General features: G+C 43.4%; 13 protein-coding genes. 8 read left to right on the top strand and 5 right to left on the bottom strand.

Annotated features, from left to right (window positions below):
• Positions 1–81: 81 nt before the first annotated feature.
• Both NFR56_RS07385 and pabB read right to left on the bottom strand, forming a co-directional pair.
• Complete coding sequence (locus NFR56_RS07385; protein ID WP_251458438.1) at positions 82–696, bottom strand: alpha/beta fold hydrolase; 615 nt, start codon at positions 694–696, stop codon at positions 82–84.
• A complete protein-coding gene (gene pabB, locus NFR56_RS07380) occupies positions 696–2,423 on the bottom strand; it encodes an aminodeoxychorismate synthase component I (protein ID WP_251458434.1) in 1,728 nt (575 codons plus the stop codon). Before pabB ends, NFR56_RS07385 begins: the two co-directional genes overlap by 1 nt.
• 118 nt (positions 2,424–2,541) lie before the next feature.
• Here pabB and NFR56_RS07375 point away from each other — a divergent pair, with 118 nt between their 5' ends.
• The 7 genes from NFR56_RS07375 to NFR56_RS07345 all read left to right on the top strand — a co-directional run bounded on the left by NFR56_RS07375 (position 2,542) and on the right by NFR56_RS07345 (position 14,464).
• Positions 2,542–3,597, top strand: a complete 1,056-nt coding sequence (locus tag NFR56_RS07375; RefSeq protein ID WP_251458431.1) for an acyltransferase family protein — start codon at positions 2,542–2,544, stop codon at positions 3,595–3,597.
• Positions 3,598–3,898: 301 nt separating this feature from the next.
• Positions 3,899–9,298 (top strand): Cna B-type domain-containing protein, encoded by a 5,400-nt coding sequence (locus tag NFR56_RS07370; RefSeq protein ID WP_251458428.1) that lies wholly within the window; start codon positions 3,899–3,901, stop codon positions 9,296–9,298.
• A gap of 625 nt (positions 9,299–9,923) precedes the next feature.
• Entirely contained in the window at positions 9,924–10,526 is a 603-nt protein-coding gene (locus tag NFR56_RS07365) for an ECF transporter S component (protein WP_251458425.1), read from the top strand.
• On the top strand, positions 10,526–11,317 hold the full coding sequence (locus NFR56_RS07360) for an energy-coupling factor transporter transmembrane component T (protein WP_193389732.1): 792 nt from the start codon (positions 10,526–10,528) through the stop codon (positions 11,315–11,317). Before NFR56_RS07365 ends, NFR56_RS07360 begins: the two co-directional genes overlap by 1 nt.
• The gene (locus NFR56_RS07355) at positions 11,293–12,129 is read left to right on the top strand and encodes an ABC transporter ATP-binding protein (RefSeq protein ID WP_049490421.1); all 837 of its coding nucleotides are present in this window, start codon (positions 11,293–11,295) and stop codon (positions 12,127–12,129) included. Before NFR56_RS07360 ends, NFR56_RS07355 begins: the two co-directional genes overlap by 25 nt.
• Positions 12,116–12,916: an energy-coupling factor ABC transporter ATP-binding protein gene (locus NFR56_RS07350; protein ID WP_134974624.1), complete on the top strand. Its 801-nt coding sequence runs from the start codon at positions 12,116–12,118 to the stop codon at positions 12,914–12,916. Before NFR56_RS07355 ends, NFR56_RS07350 begins: the two co-directional genes overlap by 14 nt.
• Before the next feature lie 609 nt (positions 12,917–13,525).
• On the top strand, positions 13,526–14,464 hold the full coding sequence (locus NFR56_RS07345) for an AEC family transporter (protein WP_134974623.1): 939 nt from the start codon (positions 13,526–13,528) through the stop codon (positions 14,462–14,464).
• 48 nt (positions 14,465–14,512) lie between these two features.
• Here the strand turns inward: NFR56_RS07345 and NFR56_RS07340 are convergent, their stop codons facing one another.
• From NFR56_RS07340 to NFR56_RS07330, 3 genes are read right to left on the bottom strand one after another with little or no spacing between them, the layout of a single operon-like run.
• On the bottom strand, positions 14,513–14,845 hold the full coding sequence (locus NFR56_RS07340; protein ID WP_134974622.1) for a glucuronide permease: 333 nt from the start codon (positions 14,843–14,845) through the stop codon (positions 14,513–14,515).
• Positions 14,846–14,879: 34 nt separating this feature from the next.
• On the bottom strand, positions 14,880–15,350 hold the full coding sequence (locus tag NFR56_RS07335; RefSeq protein ID WP_251458422.1) for an HXXEE domain-containing protein: 471 nt from the start codon (positions 15,348–15,350) through the stop codon (positions 14,880–14,882).
• 15 nt (positions 15,351–15,365) lie between these two features.
• The gene (locus NFR56_RS07330; protein ID WP_251458442.1) at positions 15,366–15,905 is read right to left on the bottom strand and encodes a TetR/AcrR family transcriptional regulator; all 540 of its coding nucleotides are present in this window, start codon (positions 15,903–15,905) and stop codon (positions 15,366–15,368) included.
• Positions 15,906–16,037: 132 nt separating this feature from the next.
• On the opposite strand from NFR56_RS07330, the gene NFR56_RS07325 reads away from it, so the two are divergent.
• Positions 16,038–16,943, top strand: a complete 906-nt coding sequence (locus NFR56_RS07325) for a cation diffusion facilitator family transporter (RefSeq protein ID WP_251458420.1) — start codon at positions 16,038–16,040, stop codon at positions 16,941–16,943.
• The last annotated feature ends 66 nt before the right edge of the window (positions 16,944–17,009 follow it).

Genomic DNA, 17,009 nt, shown 5'->3' with positions numbered 1-17,009 from the left:
AGAGCCCACTCAACCACTGCGTCTTGCTCGACAATCCAAAAATAATTGAGAGGCTAGGACTTTTGTCCCAGCCTCTTCATTTTAAAACCCAGCGACAAACTCCTTGATGGCTTGCGCGAGTTCATAGGGTTTCTCGGTATTGAGTAGATGGCCTCCGTCTGCGATTTCTTGATAGCGGCCTTTTGGCAGGAGATTGGCCAATTTTTTAGAAGAAGATTGATTGGCCCAATCTTTGCTACCACAAATCACCAAGCTAGGAAGAGGGCAAACTTTAACGGTATCGGTTAAATTGAGCCCTTTTAATTCCGTCAAGATTTGAAGCATCTGTTGTTTATTGGCATCTTGTTTTTCAAAGACATGCTTGGGAAGCAGACGAAAAAGGAGAATCTGGAGCCGATAGAGGGGATTGGTGTTGAGTTTGTATTGAGTTCCCGCAAGGACCAAGCCCTTGAGTTGCGGGAAGTCTTGTCTGGAGAGATCCAGAGCGAGCACGCCACCTAGTGAGAGTCCTACCAGAATAAAGGGTTCGCTTTCTTGCTGGAGGCGCTCCATCAACCTTTCTTTGACTTCCTGATAGCTTTCTTTTGGATGGGAGAAAATATCAAAAGTTTTGGAGTGCAAGGGTGAAAGTGCAAATTGGACTCCTTGCCAAGAGAGGACATCTTGTCCTAGTCCATGTAAAAAAATTAGTTTCATCAGGAATCCTTTCTTTGAAAATCGAGTTCGTAGAGACCACGAAGAGCATTGCAGGCATAAATACGATCAGCGTCTGTTAAATCGTTCAGAGTTAAGAGTTTTTCTTCAACTTGCTGGGTCTCAAGAAGATGGCGCCGATAAATGCCATCGAGTAAGGGGAGGTGAGCTGGTGGGGTATAGAGTTGTCCCTCTATCTCCAGCACCAGATTGCCAATCGTCGTCTCTAGTAAGGTTCCATCTGGCAGATGGAAAATTTGCTCGTGATCTGACTGGCTGAGATGGTCTCTCTGACTCGTTTTGAAATAAGTAAATGGCGTCGCTAAATCAAGCTTTTGCTCGGTCAGTTGGGCCTGTAGATAGCTAGCGGGCAAGTCTGTCAGCTCCGTGATTACTAGGTGAAAGGTCCCGTTTTTTTGCAAGGCGATCCGACAACGATAGTCAAGGTTGGATTCCAAATGAGCAAGCTCTTCTTGAAGTTCTTTCAGGAGTTTGGGTTCATCATAAGGATAGGCAAAGTAGCGACTAGCTTCTCTCAAGCGTGTTACATGTTTGTCTAAGAAAGTCAACTCTCCTTGGTGGATGCGGCCGGTCGTCAGGAGCTCAAAGTGAGGCTCTTGCCGGTAAAGGACAGCTGATTTTTGCTTGGTTTCCTGGTATTCACTTTCCCATTTACTGTCCCAAGTGATGCCTCCTCCCACGCCATAGATGGCTTGATCCCCCTGCATTTGAAGGGTCCGGATGGCTACATTAAAAATCCGTTTCCCTTTTGGAAGAAGGATGCCGATCGTTCCACAGTAGACACCTCGAGGAGCCTTCTCTGTCTTGTGGATGATTTCCATAGTGGAGATCTTCGGTGCTCCTGTAATCGAGCCACAAGGAAAGAGAGCTCGGAAGGTTTGGACCAGGTCGACCTCAGCTCGCAAGCGACTTTCAATAGTCGAGGTCATCTGCCAAACGGTGGAGTATTGCTCGACTTGGCAAAGACGGGTCACCTGCTCACTTCCAATCTCCGAAATCCGGTTCATGTCATTACGGAGGAGATCCACGATCATCATGTTTTCTGCTCGATTTTTTGGATCGGCTTCTAGCCAAGCAGCTTCTTGAAGATCTGCTTGGTTAGTGAGACCACGGCGCATCGTTCCCTTCATAGGGCGCGTGGTCAGCAGCCGGTCGTCTTGCTCAAAAAAGAGCTCAGGGCTGATGGAGAGGATGGAGACATCATCGTGCTGGATGAAGGCATTGTAATGGGCTTTTTGCTCAACCACTAAGCGGTTGTAGATGGTCAAAGGGTCAGACTTTAGCTCTTGAGAAAGCTGGACGGTGTAGTTGACCTGGTAGGTATCTCCTTGGCGGATATGGTGATGGATGGTCTCGATGGCTTCTTGATAAGCAGGCGCCTCTACCTCTTCCTTCCAATTGGCTGGAAGATCCACAGCTTCATAGTGCTCTGGGAAAGGAAGGGTTTCGACCTCCTCGTGGATCGTAAAATAGAGGAGATACTCTCCCATAAGAGGTGCTGGATGGACAGCAAACTTCTTCTCAAAAGCAGGAGCAGCCTCATAGCTGACATAGCCAACAGCATAAAAGCCTTGCTCCTGGTAGGCTTCGACTTCTCTAAGAAGAGCCTCTACCTGGTCGAGGTTTCTAGTTTTTAATTCCTTTATAGGCTTGGTGAAAAGGTGGCGCAATCCAAGCTCTTTAAAATCAATAATCGTTTGTTTATGCATGCTTTGAGTATATCAAAAATAGAGGAAAAAAGGTAGATAAGGATGTAAGATTCCTTGCTTGGCCTTCCCTTTCATGCTAAAATAACCATAGAAACTGCTTTGGGCAAGGAGTAGGAATATGCAAAAGAATCCCCTCTATAACACCTCTAGTATCAGCTTTTTTCAATACCTCTTTGCGATTGCAGTGATTTTGGTGCATAGTGGTCGTTTAACCTCTTATGAGCCACTGCATTTTGGTCTCAAGAGTATGCTCGGCCGGCTAGCGGTGCCATTTTTTATCGTCTGTGCCAGCTTTTTCCTCAAGCAATCACTAGGGAATTCTAAGAAAATGAAGACCTATCTGGCCAAAATCGTAAAAACCTATTTGTTTTGGAGTTTTGTTTACCTTCCTTATGCCTGGCTCTTTTTCTCTAGTCTCCATCTTCCTATCTATCTTTTTCCAGCAGGTGTTCTCATTGCACTGATCTATCTGGGGATGTGCTACCAACTCTGGTATATCCCAGCCTTTTTGCTGGGTTTTGTTTTGGTCAATCAATTGGTCAAACACCTAGGTATGGTTTGGACGGGGTTGATCACCTTTCTTCTTTACTGCTGGGGCTTGATCGAGACCTATTCGGCTTATCTGGACACCACAAGTCTTCTCAAAGGTTACCAGCTCTACAGCAATTTATTTTTTACAGCGCGAAATGGTCTCTTTTACACGCCCATTTTTATTTATATGGGTTATTATCTGTATGACCATTTTCATGCACAAACTTTTAGAATTCACCGTTGGCAAAAGCTAGCACTTGCCTTTGGTTTGTTCTGTATGGAAGGCATCATCATTTTTCAACACCAAGGAATTGATAAGAACTTTTTCTTTCTTCTTCCTTTTGTGACCGTTTATTTGGTCAATGCCTGCCTGCGATCGTCCTTTTTGAAAAGCTATGATTTACAGTATTTAAAGCAAATGAGTATAGCTCTTTACTTTTCGCATCCGATCTTTATCGAGTGGGCTCGCTATGGCTTTAGCAGCCTCCCTCTCTCTTATCCAGACAGGGGCAAGCTGATTTTTGTGACGGCCTTGTTTGGCAGCCACCTCTTTGGACTAGCCATGCTGTGGGTACGAGAGAGAAGGGAAAAACAAAAGATTCCTTCAAATGGTGAAGAGTTAGATAAAATAACCAACCAATAGTAGGGTGTACAAAACTCAAGCAGATGTGTTTGAGTTTTTTATATATAGAAAATCAAGGAAGAATAAGAATTGGCAGACTGCTCCTCCTTGTTTATAAATGTTTTATTTTCTTGCCCTTGGATAGAAGAAAGGGGAAATCAGTACCAGATAGTGATTTATAATATAGACATCATTGCAAATAATGTCTATATTATTGAATAGTGATGATTTAATTTGAAAAGCAAAGGATATTTTAAAAAATAAGTGATAAAATTAAAGGGAGGGCCTTTTGGAAGGCTAACAAAAGTAAAGGAGATAAGACATGAAAAAGCTTCGTTCATTATGGAAAGACTTTTTGAAAAAAGGTTTTGCCATTTTAACAATTTTCATGATGCTAGGCCAGCTTGGTCAAGGGGCGATCACAGCCTTTGCCAATGAGCTAGCAGTCGGGGATAATGGGGCCTTGGATGTTACCCTTATGTATGGGGATAAACAGAACCATCCAGATGGGATGTCCTATTACACAGGAGATACCATGTCTGGTTATATCCAGATCACCCCTAAGAATTTGACAACGGATATTAATGAAGTAACGGTGACCTTGAAGGTTCCTGGAAAGTACTTACGAGAAGTTAGTTTCCCTGACTTCAATAGTGCTTCAGAGCATGACAAACCAACGGTTACAAAAGTTGGAGATGATTATCAAGTCACACTTCACTTTAACAATTACCAAAAGTCAGAGGTCCTAACTCTACCATTTATTGGAAAATTTAAAGTCGGTTATGCACCGACCAATTATTCATTGGATATTACGGGTACCTTGAACATCAATGGGCAGGAAACAGCGCTCAATGATATCATTTGGAAACCCAAGTACAACGACTATCGCTTCACCAAGTACATCAACCAAAACTTGAACGAAGCCATGTCTAAGGACTATGCGGAAGCAATGCCAGGTATTGTCAAAGGTGTGGATGGTAAGAACTATATTGAAACACCAACTTCTGTCCCATTTGCCTTCCAATTGGACGGAATGCGTGGTCAATACGGTGGTCAATACCGTCAGTTAGAATCAGCAACGATCACTGATAAGTTACCAACCTATACAGATAAAAGTGGGAAGACTCGTACAGCTGTTCTTGATACAACCAAGTCTGAAGGCTGGGTAGACAATGGAGATGGTACAGTTACGAAGACTTTCAAGGCGGATGCAAACGACAATCCAGCAGCTTATCACCAAGAATTTATGACCAAAATCAAGGATACAAGTTACCTCTACTTGAAATTCCCTGATTTGGTCTTAGAAAAAGACCAAACCCTCAAGGACGTTCTTAGTAAGGATTTGACCAATACTGGTAGCATCGTAGGAATTCCTGCCAACCGTGGAGAGGGAGAACCAGATATTACTGCGGAAGATTCTCTTATTTTCCGTTTGACTTCACGTGACCTTGAAGGGGCTGGAAGCTTTGCTAAAAAAGCAGATGGTGATGTCTATGATTCAACTGAATACAAGGCAGCAAACTATAAATGGATCATCGCTTTTGATAATAAAACTCCTTCGACACAAAAGAATTTTGTTTTCTATGATGAGACAGTGGACTCTCGGTTAAAATTCACCAAGATTGATTACGCTCGTCTTATGCAAGGAAATTACGGTATTGGTGAGCATATCAGTAAATACGTAAAACGCTTGACCCTTACTTTAGAAGATGGTAGCCAAAAAGAAATTCAGCCGGAAACAGACAAAGATGGCAATGGCTTGATTGATTTAAGCAAGTATGGAACCGTTGTCGGTTGGCGGATGGAAATGAAGGATGATTTTGTCCTAAAATCTGGTCAAGGAATTCGCCTCAATACCTATACAAGCTTCAAAGATCCAGAAAAGACTCGTTACGATGAAAATGATGCGACCAAGAATGAATTCAAGAATACAGGTCGTGTCACTTATCAAACACAATCAAATATTGCTAAAGACCAAACATCAGATTGGACCTTTAAGCTGATTCCTTTGAAGGAAAGCTTTGAGATTTCAAAAACGACGGATTACAATGATGTTCGTTATACTGATGGACAAAATATTCGTTTTGGTTTGATGGCAACCAAAGTAGTTTTAGATCCTGATAAGGATTATGGAGACCTGCGAATCATTGATCTTTATGATCCAAATACCCTTAAAGTCGACTATAAAGATTTTGAGAGAAACCTTGCCTCTAATGAAAAAGGGATGAAATTCTTAAAGAGCTACGATGTCATTGAAAACTACCACAATTCTGGACGGACAGCTCTCATCATGCATTTGGACCAAAAAGAGTTTATTAAAGCTTCTCTTCAAGATATTAATCGCGTGCGTCTACCATTTATCGTGGCCGATCTGAAAGGGAAAGACGATGGTGGGACTTTCACCAATAAAGTTTATGTCGCTGGAAACGGCATCCACGATCTTGAAAATGCCAACCCTGATCGGGTAACGGAAGACGTTTACGATCTGAACGGGAATGGTTCAACAACAGATAAGATTCCATATGCCCAATCAAACTATACAATTGTGGCTGCTGAGGGAATCTATGCCCGCAAATACATCGCTAAAAATGATGACCTGTCAGACGCTTCGATTGTGACACGTACCTTCAAACCAGGTGAAACCTTTAACTACAAACTCACCATTAAAAATAATACGGATAAGGCAGTAGAAGACGGAGTCGTCTATGATGTCCTACCAAAAGTAAAAGACGTTAACACACTAGACGGATCTGGTCGGATGACAGAATACACGGTCAGCCTTCGTGGACCAGTGACAGCTCCAGAAGGATGGACGGTCTACTATACAACTGATACAGGCGTTACGACAGATACCATGGCGCAAGCTGCTGACAAGGATATCTGGACGACAGCTGTGGCTGATTACAGTCAAGTAACAGGAATCAAGTTAGTTGCAAATGCTGGGACTACGATTCCTGCGCGTGGAGAAGCAAGCTTTGGTGTCCCAGTTGTAAATCCAAGTGAATTGACTGATGAAGTCAAGGCCTTGATGCAAAAACGCACCAAAGATAATGAAGATAACGGCGGTCGTTCTGGTCTTGTTCAAGCCCATAACCAGTTTGGTTACAAGGCGAAAGGTCATGAAGGAAATCGTGAGTCTAATACCGTCACTGCACAAATCTTCTCGGCTGCTTTCCACGTCAAGAAGGTGGACAAGGATGATCCTAAGAAAGTTCTTGAAGGTGCTGAATTTACCTTAACTGATGCAAATGGCGCGGTTGTTGCGACGGCAACTTCTGATAAAAAAGGGGAACTTTCCTTTAACACCTTAACAGAAGGAACCTATACGCTCAAAGAAACCAAAGCACCTGAAAACTACAAGTTGGATGAAACAGAACATGCTGTGGTTGTCACCTATGATGCGGACAAACAAATCTACCACGTCACGGTGGATGGAAAAGCGGTTGGATCAAAAGCAGTCCCAGTTGAGATCGCTAATGAAGCAGATATCAAGTATCTCGATCTTGAAGCTTCAAAAGTTTGGGATGACCAAGACAACCAAGAAGGGCTTCGCCCAGAAAGTGTGGAATTCCAACTCTACAAGAATGGCAAAGCTCAAGGAAAACCAGTCACGGTTTCAGCCGCAACAGACTGGAAAGCCCACTTTACGAATCTTCCGGATAAAGACAGTGATGGCAAGCTCATTACCTACACTGTCAAAGAAGTGAAAGTACCGACTCATTATACGGTCGATACAGAAGAAGCTAGCTTCACAGATGGAAAAGCCACCATCACTAACAAGCGCACTCCTGAGACCACGACGGTTACAGTCAAGAAAGTCTGGGATGATGCACAAAACCAAGATGGTCTTCGCCCATCTACCATCAAAGTTCACCTCTTGGCAAATGGAACAGAGGTTCAAGCTCTTGATCTGACTGGTGAAGGAGATGAATGGACTCATACCTTCTCAGATCTACCAGTCTATAAAGATGGACAAAAAGTTGTCTACACAGTGACAGAAGACAAAGTGGACAATTACACCACTAAGATTGATGGCACTACAATTACCAATACTTACAAACCAGGTAAGACAAGCCTGACTGTTACGAAAAACTGGAAGGATGCCAATAACCAAGATGGCCTTCGTCCAAAAACAATCAAGGTTCAATTGTATGCTGGTGATCAAAAGGTTGGTAAGGCTGTTGAATTGTCAGCAGATAACAAATGGACCCATACCTTCTCAAACCTAGATGAGAAGAAAGCTGGCCAAGTTATCAACTATACAGTCAAAGAAATCGATGTTCCAGAAGGCTACACACAAGCCGTCGAAGCAAGCAATCCAGGTCAAGTAGTCGTGACCAACACGCACGAACCAGAAAAGACCAAAGTAGAAGTGAGCAAGAAGTGGGAAGATGGAGACAACCAAGACGGCCTTCGTCCAGCCAGCATTCAAGTTCAATTGTACAAAGATGGTCTTGCGACCGATCAAGTATTAGAACTTTCAGCTGCGAATGACTGGAAAGGTGCATTTGAAAACCTTGATGCCAAGGCAGCTGGAAAAGCAATTGCATATACAGTCAAAGAAGTAACTGTCCCAGATGGTTACAAAGTAACGGTAAATGATAAGGACAAGGCCAATGTTGTCTTGACCAATACGCATGAACCAGCTTTGACAGAGATGAAAGTCACGAAGAAATGGGAAGATGCCAACAACCAAGATGGTCTTCGTCCAAAATCCATTAAGGTTCAACTCTATGCTGGGGATGAAAAAGTAGGAGACCCAGTTGAATTGTCAGCGGACAATCAATGGACTCATACCTTTAGCAAATTAGCTGAAAAGAAAGCTGGTCAAGCTATCAGCTACCGTGTGGAAGAAGTCTCTGTTCCTGAAGGCTACCAAGTCACTGCCGATACCTCTGACGCTGCTCATACGATCTTGACCAATACGCATACGCCAGCGGTGATCGATATTCCAGTGACCAAGATTTGGAATGACCAAGACAATCAAGATGGTCTTCGTCCAGCAAGTATCGTTGTGAATCTTCTTGCCAATGGTGAAAAAGTTGCTCAAAAAGAACTCACGAATGCGACAGATTGGAAAGAAAGTTTCACAGGTCTACCAAAATTCAAGGATGGAAAAGAAATCGTCTATACTCTTCAAGAAGAGAAGGTAGCTGAATATACGACTACAATTGATCAGGCTGCTTATACCATTACCAATACCCATGCACCTGGTAAGACAAGCGTCACGGTCACTAAGAAGTGGGATGATGAGAATGACAAGGATGGAATTCGTCCGAAGAGTATTCGCGTTCAACTCTATGCCAATGATCAAAAAGTCGGTCAAGAAGTAGAATTGTCAGCTGAAAACAAGTGGACCCATACCTTTGCAGATTTAGATGAAAAAGCAAATGGAAACACCATCACTTATACAGTGAGAGAAGTCAGTGTTCCAAAGGGCTATGAAGCTCGTAACGACGAGGATGGTAAAGGAAATGTTGTGATTACTAACAAGCATGTTCCAAAAGAAACTCCAAAACAACCAACTCCTCCAAGTTCATCTGAACCAAAGAAACCGGGTCAACCTGAACCTAAAAAACCAAGCCAACCAGAGCCGAAGAAACCAGGCAAAATCTTAGGATTCTTACCAAATACAGGTACGACCATCTCTATTATTAGCTTAGTTTTAGCCTTTGTCTTGGCAAGCATTGCAGCTTATATTTTGAAGAAAAAGAAAAAATAAGCTAGTGCTTCCTTTATAAAATGAAACAAACACCAGAAATGGTGTTTGTTCATATTAAAGACAAAGTCATCTTAGAAACTTTCCATAGGTGAGTGCGGACGTCAGCGAACTTCGAAGAAGTTCCATGACTAATTATTGAGCCTAAGGTCTCAATAATTCCGAGTGCTAGAAACATTATTGTTTCTAGCACTTTTCTCACAGAGGAAAGTTTCAGAAGATGGTCGAATAACACCAATAAATAAAACTTTAAAGAAGTTATTAGATTTATATAAAAGAACAGTTTTTCTCTGTTCACAACAAACACCAGAAATGGTGTTTGTTTTTTGTTCTTCTGGTACAGAATGATCGGATGATGGGGAGTTACAACCCTTTCAATTAGGGTTAGGGGAGTAGTTGAAACCCATTTTCCGAACATTTTCAAGAAAATTTTAAAAAATCCTTGACAATTTAGGGAAAGGGAGTATGATTAATTGTGAACTGTTGAACAAGTGTTTTCAAGGAGAGGATCCGATGTCGACTAAGGTGATTCTGCTAGAATGAAGGCAGTTCAACCATAAAAATCTATAGAGCGTTGCGTCCGAAAGTCTAAACAGACACGGCTCTTTAAAAACAAAAGGAGAAGATTATGAAAACAGAACCGATTCATCGTACCAGTATGTGGAAATTTAAGTTAAGTGCTGCCACCATGACTTTGATTCCCGCTGCCGTGGGGATTAACTATGTTGCTAAAGCCTTGGCGGAGGGGTTAAAGTTGCCCGTTTGGCTGGGGTCTTTGGGAACCTTTCTTGCCAGCATGTTGGCTGGGCCGGTTGCCGGTGCCATCAGTGGTTTCATCAACAATGTGATCTATGGGCTGACCTTATCGCCAATTTCAACCGTGTATGCGATTACCAGCATCGGAATTGGGATTGCTGTCGGAGTTTTGCACGCCAATGGGTGGTTCTCGTCAGCGCGACGAGTATTTGTTTCTGCTATTATTATTGCCATCGTTTCAGCTGTCATTTCAACGCCACTCAACGTCATCTTTTGGGGTGGTCAGACCGGTATCGCTTGGGGTGACTCATTGTTTGCGGTAATGGTCGCCAATCATGTACCAGTGTGGCTGGCCTCATTTACCGATGAGTTTGTCTTGGATATTTTGGATAAAGTCTGCGTGGCCTACCTGGCATTCTTCATCTATCGTCAGCTGCCGAAGCGGATGGTGCACTTCTTTAGCGGTGATAAATGATGACTGATCAAACATTGATTTCTGGAGCGCCACGGGTCAAGCTCAAGTGGTACCAGGTGATCGATCCGATTACTAAGCTCTTGTTCATCTTGGACATGACGTTGTTGAGCTTTGCCAGTATGAATTTATTGCTTCAGGTCGGATTAATTCTTGTCGCAACACTGCTATTGTTATTTTCCAAATTGAGTTCTACCACCTTTAAGGCGCTAGGATTCAGCCTGTTTCTGATTTGCACTATGCTGATCATCCAAGGGTTATTTTACAGTCGGAATCAAACTGTGCTGTTTTCTGTGCTTGGGGTATCGTTCTACAAAGAAGGCCTGATTTACGCCACCACTCTGGGTTGTCGAGTATTGGTGATTATTTTGACCAGTGGCTTTTTTATGGTGACCACGAGTATTTCAGAAAACGCGGCCTATTTGGAACTGTCCGGATTGTCTTATAAAACCGTCTACGTTCTGATGTCGGTCTGTTATATTTTGCCGGAAATGATGCGCAATATGCGGAAAATCCAGCAGGCACAAAAAGTTCGCGGAACCAATCCGCAAAAAACGTTGATTCAGAAATTAAAGTCAGTCCTGCCGGTTCTAATTCCATTGGTGATTAAGACCTTGGATCAATCGATGGCGCGGTCGATTTCTCTCCAACTGAGAGGTTTTGATAATCCCAACCGGACTGTCAGAACCTCCCAGCGCGTGTATCGCCTGTCGCGGACGCTGCACATTGGTCTGACTGGATTGGCAATTTTATTGATTGGGTGGAAGATATGGACGAAGATAAACGGATTGTAATTGAAAATTTGACCACCCGTTATCCGGGTACTGAGCAACCACAACTGCGTCAAATTAACGCGGAGGTTCATACCGGCCAGGTGGTTGGGATTATCGGGAATAGCCACTCCGGCAAATCGACTTTGTGCCGTGTGCTGGCAGGAGTCATTCCCAAAATTGTGTCTGCTGAGATTGAGGGCGACTGGCACATGTTTGGCCAGCGAGTGTCCGACAATTGGCCGGTTTATAATGCCATGAATGGAGTTGTATTGCAAAATCCAGCTGGCCAACTAAGCGGGTTGGCAGACACGGTTGCCGATGAAATCGCCTTTGACTTGATTAATCAGGGAATGGCTGAAGGACTGATTCAAAAACGGGTTGAAGAAGTTGCCACGCAAATGGGGCTGATTGAACAGCTGAATTTGCGTCCCGAGAGCCTTTCCGGTGGTCAGATCCAGCGGTTGGCAATTGCCACGGCGATTGTGGCTAACCCGGCTGTTTTGATTATGGATGATCCGACCAGTCAGATGGATCCCCTTGGCCGCCGACAATTTTTCCAATGGCTGGCCCAAGTCAAAGAGACGACTGTCTTCATTGTCACCAGTGAAATTGACGATTTGTGCGAAGTCGCCGACGTTGTGTGGGTGCTGCACGAGGGTCAAATGGTAGCCCAGGGCAGGCCGGGTGAGGTGTTTAATCATTTGGCAGCTGACTGGCAGATTCCAGCCCCGACAATCCAGCAACTTGCTCAAAAAATGGATTGGCACTTGGCTGATGGCCGGTATCCGGTGAATGACGCTGAACTGAAGGAGGTTCGTTATGTCCACAATTGAACTGAAACACCTGACGTTCACTTATCCGGAACGGTCCTTTAGCTTGGATGTTGAAGACAAACACTTCGCCGATCCGATGGTGGCGATTGTCGGCCAAAATGGTGCCGGCAAATCAACGCTCTTCAAATTGTTGACGGGCTTGCTGACACCACAAACCGGTGTGATTAAGATCGATGGAGAAAATTTTAATGATCTTAAACCAGTCGAAAAGTTACTGAAGGTTGGGATTACTTTTCAGAATCCTGACGATCAGCTTTTCAACCCGACCGTTCAACGAGAGGTGGAGTGGAGTGTCGCGCAGGTCATGGATGACCACGACACGATTACGAGGCGGGCTTTAGCGGCTCTAAAAAGAGTTGGCTTGGATGATAAAACAGCTGAAAGTCCATATGACCTGTCATTGTCGGAACGCAAGCTGTTGAGCGTTGCCACAGTTTTGGCAGTGGATCCGGCGATTTATTTATTTGATGAGCCGATGATGTCGCTTGATTGGGAAAGCCGGCGCAAGTTGACCGCAATTTTCCATCAGTTGGCTGATTCGGGCCACCAAGTTGTGACCATCACCCATGACATGGATTGGGTCGCCGCCGAGTTTGAGTCGGTGTATGTTATGGAATACGGGAAGTTTGGCTTCGCCGGCAGTCCACGGGAATTATTCAGCGATCACGAACTTGTCCAGCGAGTGGGATTACTACCACCGCGGATTATGGACATAGCGAAGTCGCTGGGTGATTCACAGACATATTTATCGGTTAATGATTATTGCCAGAAAAATCGAGATGTATAGAAAAAGTCACCTCTGCGGGTTTTCCAGGTTGAAGGATTAACTTCAGCTTCTGGCAAGAACTCACATGGGTGACTTTTGTGTTTAATAACGTTTCATGATCATCGGGTGCTTCCTCAGATCACTCGGTTTGGTTTTACTTTATTTCATGGTCATAATCATATACCATTTCTTTTGGATCTTTTGTTTGACTAATACAAAATAGGTCTTCATAGGTCTTCGCATTTTTAGCGCCCATTAGGATCATCAGTATAATTTTCTGAATTAGGAGACTGTCCCATCACTATTCGAACTTCGTCTCCCAACTTACGCTGTTCCCATTCATCCGCGAATCCTTTAATCGCAATTCTGGAACTTTCTTTTTAACTGAATCATCTATTTTCGCCATAGTCCCCACCATTTTATTGGTTTTTCTTGATTTACCTTATCAACAGTCTGGTTGGTTGGTACCAATGGAGTAAGGCAGCTAAGAAAGGCTACTAGTAACAATCAATAAAATACAAGAGGTTGGGCATGTTGCTCCACCTCTTTTTGTGATATACTAGAGTAGTTTTTAAGACTTGTAAAAAATGAGATTTTCTAGTTCAAATTTAAAAAAGAAAAGGGGAGAACATGGACATCTTTTTGAGGAGCATATCAGGGATTCTCGTCATCCTGGGTATGATTTTAGTGGGCTTTGTCATTGGTGAAAAAGGCTGGTTCGATGATAAGTCGCGTGGCCTACTCGCTAAATTGGTCACTCAAGTTGCTCTTCCCTGCTATATGCTCTACACCATTACGCAGCGCTTCACAGCAGCAGATCTGCTTAAAATGTTGCCAGCCTTGCGGTTTCCTGCCTTGTCTATGGTTATTTTGCTTGGCATCGCGACAGCAGTAGCCAAGATCTTTGCAGTAAGACAGGACCGTCGTGGCCTCTTTATTTCCATGTTTTTTAATTCCAATACGATTTTCGTAGGGCTTCCCATTAACCAAGCCCTCTTTGGAGATGCCAGCATTCCCTATGTTTTGATCTATTACATGTGTAATACGACCTTTTTCTGGACTTTGGGAACTTATCTCATCCAGCGGGATGGTGAGGGAGAAGCGCAGTTTGATCTCAAAACCAGTCTGAAAAAAGTCTTTTCTCCGCCCCTCATGGGCTTTCTCTTAGGTCTAGTCATGGTGATGCTGCAGATCAAGTTGCCAGCTTTTCTAGCCAGTGATTTGCAGTATCTGGGCAATTTAACGACCCCCTTATCCATGATATTCATCGGTTTGTCAGTGTCTCATGTAGGCGTGAAGCAGTTGGTTCTGGGAAAAGATCAGCTATTGATTCTACTAGGTCGCTTCCTGGTTGCCCCTCTCTTGATGGCCTCCATCGTCTACTGGGTGCCTCTTCCAAGCTTGATGAAGCAAGTCTTTATCATCCAGTCCGCCATGCCTGTGATGACCAATGCGCCAGTTGTTGCCAGACTTTACGGAGCTGATAGTGATTATGCAGCCGTCATGGTGACAGAGACGACCCTTGCAACCATGGTGGTGATCCCTATTCTCATGCTGTTGATGGCTTAACAAATAGAAACTACAAAAGCTCAAGTTTTTTGAAAACTTGAGCTTTTCTTATAACAAGGCTAACAAGATGGTAAGGACCAGAGCGATGCCCACCCGAATCAGGTGGTGGGCTGGGTGGAAGTTTTCTTTGTGTTTCCCATTCCAATAGGCCCCGTAGCAAATCAAACCACAGCCGATCAGCCAAAGGACTAGAGCGACAATCGGTAAAAAGAAGTAGAGGATGAGAGATAAGGTCGCAAGGCTACTTCCGATGAGGAGAAATGTATTTCCTAGAGTGTGATTCCCTTTTTTAACTTCAGAAAGAGAAGCCAATAAGTGAAGAAGAGCAAAAGCAAGGGCAAAGAAGGCTGTAAAAAAGCCGAGAAGAATGTGGAAGAACATAGGGTTTCCTTTCTAAGATATGATTGCCTGAGTACTATTTTTTATGACTGATTTTATGAAGAATCATAAATGATACTACAAGATTTAAAATAATAACCAATAAGATAAAAAGAGAGTAACCATAAAGTTTAATTGGAAATTCATTTTTGAGATTGCAAAGAGTAAACAAACTCGTTAAAATGCCCGTCAACAATCCAGGCACATATTTTCGAATAACGACTGTCTGAATCAGATGTCCTAAGACATGGTAGATATAAGCGATTATGATGCTTGCGTAAATGCTATAGTTGTTAAACTGGTAACTAAGATATAGCGACGTCATTAGGATGAGAAATTGTTCCAAGACAATAAAGTTGAAAGCAAAAGGAGTGTAATAAGTTAGGATTCGATTGTTTGGATACTGGATTGATATTTTTTTGACAAAGGATGGCATCCAAACGATTTCTTCGAGTTCGTGAAGCATGAAGAGTGATGGAAATAGAAAGTAAAATTGCACGCTGGTCATTGAAAATACTCCCTTCTAGTTCGAACCCACTTTCAGAATCTCCAAATAAAATTGGATCACTTCTTGTTCGGTGTAGGACTTGCCTTTTTTCAACCACCAGCTGAGGGTTTCGATGAAATAGCTGACGACTAGGTGTTTGAGGTAAGAGTGAGGGAGAGTTGGATGGGCCTTGATGAGTTCGTCGGCTACCATTGGGTAGACATCGTGTTCTAGTTCTTTTCGCAGTTGCCGGATAAAATAATCATTTTTAGAGAGCAAGAGACTAGTCACATGGTCTTGATTTTTTTTGAAATGCTGGAAGATATGAGCCAGGTAGTCTTGTGGAGAGAGGTGTTCAGCACGCTCAAAGAGATGGTGAAAGAGCTTTTGGCAGAGTTCATCTAGCAATAATTCCTTACTTTCGTAATGGCTGTAAAAGGTTGATCGCCCCACATCGGCTAAGTCAATGATTTCCTGAACCGTGATGGCCTCGTAGTCTTTTTGGTTGAGTAATTGTAAAAAAGCATTATAGATGGCTTTTCGAGTCTTAGTAATACGACGATCCTGAGCAGTCATATGGACACTTTGAACAAACTGTTCAGTAACGTACACCCTAAACGGTTTGCCCCTATCCTTTCTGTTGTGAATGTTAGATAATGATAATGAACATGATGTTCATGAATCTATTATAACAAAGGAAATAGGATTATGAAGACAAAACATGCGGTCTGGATCGCTTTTTTCTTGAATTTGAGTTATGCCATTGTTGAGTTTATTGCAGGAGGGATTTTTGGATCCAGCGCTGTCCTTGCGGATTCGGTCCATGACTTGGGGGATGCGATCGCTATTGGGATCTCCGCCTTTTTGGAGAGCATTTCTAACCGTGAAGAAGACAGCCACTATACCTTGGGCTACAAGCGCTTTAGCCTTTTAGGGGCCATGGTAACGGCAGTGATTCTCATGACAGGGTCCGTTCTGGTTATTTTAGAAAATATAACGAAAATATTTCACCCACAACCTGTCAACGATGAGGGCATTCTCTGGCTTGGAATCATAGCCGTCAGCATCAATGTGCTAGCGAGTCTCGTCATTCGCAAGGGGCAAACCAAGAACGAATCCATTCTCAGCCTGCATTTTCTGGAAGATACTCTGGGCTGGGTGGCTGTCATCCTAATGGCCATTGTCCTCCGATTTACCGACTGGTATATTCTGGATCCGCTCTTATCTCTTGCCATTTCCATCTTTATTCTGTCAAAAGCCATTCCACGTTTTTGGAGCACGCTCAAGATTTTCCTGGATGCCGTGCCAGAAGGAGTAGATATCCAGCAAGTCAAGAGTGATTTGGAGCAATTGGACCATGTGGCTAGTATCAATCAGCTCAATCTTTGGACCATGGATGGTTTGGAAAAAAACGCCATTGTCCATGTTTGTCTAGAGCATGTCAACCACATGGAGGTTTGCAAAGAAGCGATTCGTACCTTGCTCAAAGATTGTGGCTTTCAAAACGTCACCATTGAGGTTGATGAAGACTTGGCAACCCACCGAGCCCATAAACGCAAGATCGAAGAGTTGGAAGTGGATCAACATCATGGGCATGATCATCACCACCATTAATGACGAGTTGGTCTGAGCAGAAGCTCGATAAAAAGTGTATACTGTAGATAAGTAAGCAATAGAAAG

The sequence above is a fragment of the Streptococcus caecimuris genome (genome assembly GCF_943193075.1).
Classification (GTDB): Bacteria; Bacillota; Bacilli; order Lactobacillales; family Streptococcaceae; genus Streptococcus; species Streptococcus caecimuris.
The sequence above is the reverse complement of the archived record's forward strand: the minus strand, read 5'-3'. Positions and strand labels throughout refer to the sequence as shown.

Excerpts from the sequence above, each read along its gene's own strand:
- NFR56_RS07385 (WP_251458438.1), bottom strand. The coding sequence starts at position 696 with ATGAAACTAATTTTTTTACATGGACTAGGACAAGATGTCCTCTCTTGG.
- pabB (WP_251458434.1), bottom strand. The coding sequence starts at position 2,423 with ATGCATAAACAAACGATTATTGATTTTAAAGAGCTTGGATTGCGCCAC.
- NFR56_RS07375 (WP_251458431.1), top strand. The coding sequence starts at position 2,542 with ATGCAAAAGAATCCCCTCTATAACACCTCTAGTATCAGCTTTTTTCAA.
- NFR56_RS07370 (WP_251458428.1), top strand. The coding sequence starts at position 3,899 with ATGAAAAAGCTTCGTTCATTATGGAAAGACTTTTTGAAAAAAGGTTTT.
- NFR56_RS07365 (WP_251458425.1), top strand. The coding sequence starts at position 9,924 with ATGAAAACAGAACCGATTCATCGTACCAGTATGTGGAAATTTAAGTTA.
- NFR56_RS07360 (WP_193389732.1), top strand. The coding sequence starts at position 10,526 with ATGACTGATCAAACATTGATTTCTGGAGCGCCACGGGTCAAGCTCAAG.
- NFR56_RS07355 (WP_049490421.1), top strand. The coding sequence starts at position 11,293 with ATGGACGAAGATAAACGGATTGTAATTGAAAATTTGACCACCCGTTAT.
- NFR56_RS07350 (WP_134974624.1), top strand. The coding sequence starts at position 12,116 with ATGTCCACAATTGAACTGAAACACCTGACGTTCACTTATCCGGAACGG.
- NFR56_RS07345 (WP_134974623.1), top strand. The coding sequence starts at position 13,526 with ATGGACATCTTTTTGAGGAGCATATCAGGGATTCTCGTCATCCTGGGT.
- NFR56_RS07340 (WP_134974622.1), bottom strand. The coding sequence starts at position 14,845 with ATGTTCTTCCACATTCTTCTCGGCTTTTTTACAGCCTTCTTTGCCCTT.
- NFR56_RS07335 (WP_251458422.1), bottom strand. The coding sequence starts at position 15,350 with ATGACCAGCGTGCAATTTTACTTTCTATTTCCATCACTCTTCATGCTT.
- NFR56_RS07330 (WP_251458442.1), bottom strand. The coding sequence starts at position 15,905 with ATGACTGCTCAGGATCGTCGTATTACTAAGACTCGAAAAGCCATCTAT.
- NFR56_RS07325 (WP_251458420.1), top strand. The coding sequence starts at position 16,038 with ATGAAGACAAAACATGCGGTCTGGATCGCTTTTTTCTTGAATTTGAGT.